Origin of the sequence: Deinococcus apachensis DSM 19763, assembly GCF_000381345.1 — a bacterium.
Lineage (GTDB): Bacteria > Deinococcota > Deinococci > Deinococcales > Deinococcaceae > Deinococcus > Deinococcus apachensis.
The window spans coordinates 1-5429 of the sequence record NZ_KB906437.1 but is presented as its reverse complement, the minus strand read 5'-3'; the positions used below and the strand labels follow the sequence as shown (position 1 = coordinate 5429).

The following is a 5429-nucleotide window of genomic DNA, read 5'->3' as shown; positions in this document are numbered from 1 at the left end:
GAAAGTGCTCTACATGGCGACGGTAGCATCATTGCGGTTTAATCCGGTGCTGCGCGCATGGTTCGACCGACTCGTCGAGCGTGGGAAGCCGAAGAAGGTCGCATTGGTGGCCTGCATGCGGAAGTTGCTGATGATCCTGCACGCGATGGTTCGTTCTCAGGCGAAGTGGCGTGGGGAGGCCGCCGCGGCGTGACACGCCGTCGACGGCCCCCCACGCCACAAGCAACCTTGACCCGCATTACGGTTGCTACAGGAGCCGACTTCTCCTTCAGCCTACGCGTTTTGAGGGGTAGTCAGGAACTCCTCAGTCTCAACTCTGTCATACCTGGTTGGATAACGTAGGACCGTGTCGCTACGTGTCGCCATTTTTCGCGAAAAGCTGTTACCGTACTCGGAAACCTTCATCCCGGCTCAGGCCAGTGCGTTGCAGCGCTACACGCCGATCCTGGTTGGTCTGAAGCGGGAGCCTCGGACCCCATCCCTCTCCATTCCCACTCAGGTTCTGTCGGATGAAGCAGGGTATTCCAAGGTGCAGACTTTGCAACTTTATCTAGGGCAGGCTCCCCAACCCTGGGTGCAGGCCCTCCGGCAGCAAAACCTTGCTTTAATGCATGCCCATTTCGGCGTGGATGGAGTGTGGAGTCTCCCCCTGGCCCGCGCCTTGAACATCCCACTGATCACGACCTTTCATGGGTATGACGTGTTTGCAACGAAACCCTTCCGGCGCGTATACCGGTACTACCAGTGGCGCCGCCCCGCGTTGTTCCGTCAAGCCAGCCGGATCATCGCCGTCTCCAACTACGTTCGGGAAGGCCTGCTTGCCCTCGGGTGCCCCCCGCAGAAAGTAGTCACGCACTACATCGGCATCAACCTGAAGGACTTTGTTCCCGCCCCTGTGGAGCGTGAGCCGATCATTCTGAGTGTTGGGCGCCTCATTGAGCGGAAGGGGGTCCTGGACCTAATCCGGGTCATGCCGAATGTCCAGCAGGCCATCCCGAACGTCCGCCTAGTCATTATTGGCAGCGGGGAATTGGAGGGGGCGGCTCGTGCTGAGGCGTCTCGTCTAGGAGTGCGAGCAGAGTTTCTAGGCCCACAAACGCCTGCGCAGGTGCGCGAGTGGATGAACCGCGCTGCCATCTTCTGCCTGCCCAGTCGCCTGGAAGCGTTCGGGATGGTGTTTGCCGAAGCGCAGACGATGGGGTTGCCAGTCGCAGCCTACGCCGATGGCGGGGTGCCCGAGGCAGTGAAACATGGAGAGACCGGTTTCCTCACTCCTCCCGGTGATCAGGACGCCCTCACGAACAGCCTGATCACTCTGCTGAGGGATGAAGCGCTCCGCCGACGAATGGGCGAGGCTGGCCGCGCGCGTGTGCAGCGTCTGTTCGAGATTGAACGGCAGACCCGAGAACTGGAACGCCTGTATGACGCCTGCTTGACCTGAAGGCCAAAAGGAGAAGGCGGACAGAGACACTGGCAAGGTGAACCTCGCCTCGGCCAAAGGAAGTCCGCCCAGGCTCTGGCTACCTGGGCGGGGGCTGGTTGCGAACGGACAGATGTTGTGTTACCGCAGTCCGGTCGGAAGTTCTGTTCCTCGGCGCGAAAGCTCCTCCTGAACCCGTTGATGCAATTGATCCATTGTTCCCTCCTCTGAATGATTCAGGCAGGCTCGGGGAGGGCGCTTGGGTGAGTCCTCCTCCTTACCTGCACAACCGCATGAAACATCTCTCGGGTGGCGAGTCCGATCACGATCAACCCCACGAACAGCGTGGTCGTGTCAATGCGTCCTAGGTAGAGCGGGACCTCTGAAACCTCACGGGTGAGCAGGACCGTCCCGAGCAGGACGAGGATGTACTCCCTCCGGCGCAACGCTCCCCAGAGCGCGCGCAGCATGACCAGCGTGAAGATGGCCCAGCCAACCGCACCCACGGTGCCGGATTGCCCCAGGGTGTGAATGAGCTGGTTGTGCGCGTACCCCGCCCACTCGGCATTGTTGAGCCGGGCGTAATCGTTGTCCCACAGGTGTGGGCCGTACCCGAAGGTAGGGTTGTCGCGCCAGCTCCCCAGGGTAATCTCCCAGATTTGCGTGCGCCCGGTGAGCGTCGTGACACCCGCGTCGGCGTCGGACAGCCCGCTCCTCACGGCCGAGCCGCCGCCTAGGATAACGAGCGGCATCGCAAGGAACAGCAGGGCGCGCTGCGTCAGTGTGGGGGCCCGGAACATCTGCGCGAGCCCGATAAGGCCCACACCGATGAGGAGGCCACCCACGACCGTCTTGCTCTGGGCGAGGACGAGCACGGCGAGCCCGAGAGCGGCGCCCAGCACCCGCCCGCGCTTGGACACGTCCGGTGCGAGCAGCAGGACAAGGTACATCGCTGCCAAGAGGCCAAGCATATTGGCGTGGAAGGTGATCCCGTGCAGCCGGATGGGGAGGCCGATGCGCGAGTCCACGTACGGGGTGGAGGCGAGTCCGGGGGCAACGACGAGGAGGGCGAGACTGCCGACGAGGACCCAGGACAGCACGGTGCGCGTCACACTGAAGAAGTCCTGGCGCGTCACCCCAGTAAGCACACAGGCGTACAGGCCCAGCAGGACGAGGGGTGTGGAGAACAGACCCGTTGCCCAGGCGGGCTCGGTGCTCCAGGGCACCGTCACGATGGCGCCCAGCACGAAGAGGAGATACCCCCACAGCACGGCCGGGTGGGTGGGGGCGCGGCTGCGGAGGAGGGCCATCATCAGGGCGAGCAGACAGAATCCGTCCGCCACGAGACCGCTGAGCCGGGTGAGGGCCGAGGAAGCTTCCGCACTCACGACACCCATCGACGTGCCCAGCGCGGCGAACACCGTGCCCAGCGTGACGCTCACGATGATGGGCCAGATGAAATACCGACCCGTACGCTGTACCTTCTCTAAAAGGACGTAAGTTGTTGCTGCCGCGCCCAACAAGATGAGGAGTCCCAGAAACGCCGTGACCATCCGGTCATTATGCGGACCGATACCGAAGTTTTACGTGGAATTGTTGGCACCCTGCTCTCTAAGCTGGGGCGTGCAAGGTTTTCCCCTCCCCTCCGGCCTGCCGATGGTGTCGTGCATCATCCCGACCCGTAATCGCCCCGAACTCGTCACCCGCGCTGTGAAGTCCGCCCTGATGCAGCGCTGGGAACCCTTGGAAGTCATCGTGGTTGTGGACGGCCCGGATGACCGGACGGTCCAGGCCCTGTCCAGTATTGACGACGACCGTTTGCGCGTGGAGGTGCTCCCCGAGAGCGTGGGGGGTGGCGAGGCGCGCAATATCGGCGTTCACCTGGCACGTGGTGAATGGATCGGGTTCCTCGATGATGATGACGAGTGGCTGCCGGAAAAAATCTACGCGCAGATGCGGATCGCGCTGGATTGGCACACCCAGCGGGTCGTGATCTGCCCGCGCATGTACGTCAAGTCCCCGAAGGGACCGGGGCGCGTTCTGCCGCAGCGCGACCCCGATCGGGGCGAGAGCATCAGCGAGTACCTGCTCATGCGCCGTAAGCTGACGGGTGAGACGCAGATCCAGACCTCCTCCTTTCTGACGTCCAAAGCGCTCCTGCTCGAAATCCCCTGGGACAACACCTTGAAGAAGCACCAGGACCTCGACCTATACCTGAAGTGGGATGCGGCGGGCGTGGACTTCATCTTCATCCCAGACATCCTGAGCATCTGGTACGTCCACCAAGCGCAGCGCAGCGTATCCAACGATAACGACTGGCAGTACTCGGTCCGGTGGGCTGAGCAGAATGCCCACCTGTTCAAGGGCGGAAGTCTGGCTGGGTTTATCGCCTCCCAAGTTGCCATGCGCGCCTTTGAACGCGCGAGCCTTAGAACGGTTGCAGGTGTGTTTCAGGCCCTACACAAGCACGGTGCTCGCTACCTGGACTACTTAATTGCGCTCGCCGCGTTGGGCGTGCGCGTGAAGCAGAGAGCGCTCCTGTAGGTCACCTCCTCACGCAGTCGTGCTATCCATAATGGGCCTGAGCTTGGCGAGCGCTGTCAGCAGGGAGGCCAATAATGCGTTCCCCTCGTGTGATTCCAACACGGGCAGCTTCGCCACCGGTTCGTGCTGTAGAAGACCACGTTGCTCACGAAATTGAATGTCGTATACCATCTGCTCATTTGAGCGATACGGCTTTGGGATGTCCTATTTGTTGACACCTGTCACCATGCCGGTTTATTGAATCAGGTGGCCTGCCCCCTAAAAGTAGATCCTGGCATGTCGCTGTATAGCGGCCAAGTGGAAGAGAGCAGGGGGAGAAGTGCTATTGAGATGACGGAAGAGTTCCCGCGCGGTGTGGGTTTTCAAGATGCGGAGAGAGGCGCGAGGAGTCTTTCCTCGCGCCTTGACCTTGGCCAGGAACTTCCGTGTCTGCTGGTCGCAACACCTCCTGGTCAGCGCCACAATGTGGAGGGCCCAATTCAATCGGCAATTTCCATCGCGGTTGAGCTGGACCCGGCTGTTCTTCCCACTGCCCCGCACCATGGGAGCCGCCATGCAATAACTGGCGAACTGGTCCTCAGTAGCGAAGCGAGCTACACATCCAACCGCAGCCAAAATGACGCTCCAGACTACGAGCAGCTGTTACTCGCGGTTCAGCACGAGCCCGTGCGGCCACCCAGAAGTTGGCGGGCGAACATCAGCAGGAAGCGAGGGTTTTGCCGGACGTAACGCTTCCAGAGCCGCTTGGGCTCCATCGCCAGCCGGAAGAGCCACTCCAGCCCCAGGCGCTGCATCGCCCCGGGTGCCTGCCGGACCCGCCCCGAGTGGAAGTCGAAGGCCGCGCCCACCCCCAGCATGGTGAGGGGCAGCCGGTCGCGGTGACGGTACATCCACCACTCCTGCTTCGGGCAGCCGATCCCCACGAAAAGGATGCGGGCCCCGGAGGCGAGGATCTGCCGGACGTCCTCGGCGTCCTCCTCGGGCGTCAGCGGGCGGAAGGGCGGGGCAATCGTGCAGGCCACCTGGATGCCGGGGAACTGGCGCTCCAGGAAAGCCCGGAAGTCCCCCAGGCTCTCGGGCGTGCCGCCGTACAACCCGATGGGCACCCCCGCTTTGGCTGCCGCCTCGCAGACATGCAGGGTCAGGGTGGGGCCGTAGACCCGCTCGGCGTCCCGGACCCCCAGCAGCTTCAACCCCCAGACGAGCGGCATCCCGTCGGGCGTGACCAAGTCGGCGGAGTTGGTGACGGCCTGGAAGTTGGGGTCGTCCACTCCCTCCATGACCATGTGGACGTTGGCGGCGTGGACCCGGCGGGGGCCCCCGGCCTGCGCCCAGGTGATCACGTCTGCTGCCGCTTGGGCGTAGCTGGTCGCGTCGATGCGGGTGCCCAGGAGTGGGCGGGAAACGGGCCTCTGGGCGTGATCCGGCAGGGAGGTCGGTGGGGTCTGCGCGGTTACCCCGCCAG

5 protein-coding genes and 1 pseudogene are annotated in these 5429 nt (G+C 63.0%); 3 read left to right on the top strand and 3 right to left on the bottom strand.

Going from position 1 to position 5429, the window contains the following annotated elements; all coding sequences use genetic code 11:
- Window positions 1-193, top strand: a pseudogene (locus F784_RS26730) (IS110 family transposase); the annotation flags it as partial.
- Window positions 194-346: 153 nt separating this feature from the next.
- Window positions 347-1441: a glycosyltransferase gene (locus F784_RS0121845; protein WP_019588830.1), complete on the top strand. Its 1095-nt coding sequence runs from the start codon at window positions 347-349 to the stop codon at window positions 1439-1441.
- A 215-nt stretch (window positions 1442-1656) separates the two neighbouring features.
- On the opposite strand, the gene F784_RS0121840 is transcribed toward F784_RS0121845, so the two are convergent.
- Window positions 1657-2973 (bottom strand): O-antigen ligase family protein, encoded by a 1317-nt coding sequence (locus F784_RS0121840; protein ID WP_019588829.1) that lies wholly within the window; start codon window positions 2971-2973, stop codon window positions 1657-1659.
- A gap of 70 nt (window positions 2974-3043) precedes the next feature.
- Here F784_RS0121840 and F784_RS24285 point away from each other — a divergent pair, with 70 nt between their 5' ends.
- The gene (locus F784_RS24285) at window positions 3044-3964 is read left to right on the top strand and encodes a glycosyltransferase family 2 protein (RefSeq protein ID WP_051087021.1); all 921 of its coding nucleotides are present in this window, start codon (window positions 3044-3046) and stop codon (window positions 3962-3964) included.
- A 258-nt stretch (window positions 3965-4222) separates the two neighbouring features.
- Here F784_RS24285 and F784_RS27975 read toward each other — a convergent pair whose 3' ends face one another.
- Together F784_RS27975 and F784_RS0121830 are read right to left on the bottom strand one after the other, a co-directional pair.
- Entirely contained in the window at window positions 4223-4579 is a 357-nt protein-coding gene (locus tag F784_RS27975) for a transposase (RefSeq protein WP_169405729.1), read from the bottom strand.
- Window positions 4580-4617: 38 nt separating this feature from the next.
- Window positions 4618-5429: WecB/TagA/CpsF family glycosyltransferase (locus F784_RS0121830; RefSeq protein WP_019588827.1), on the bottom strand; the 812-nt coding region annotated here is incomplete at its 5' end.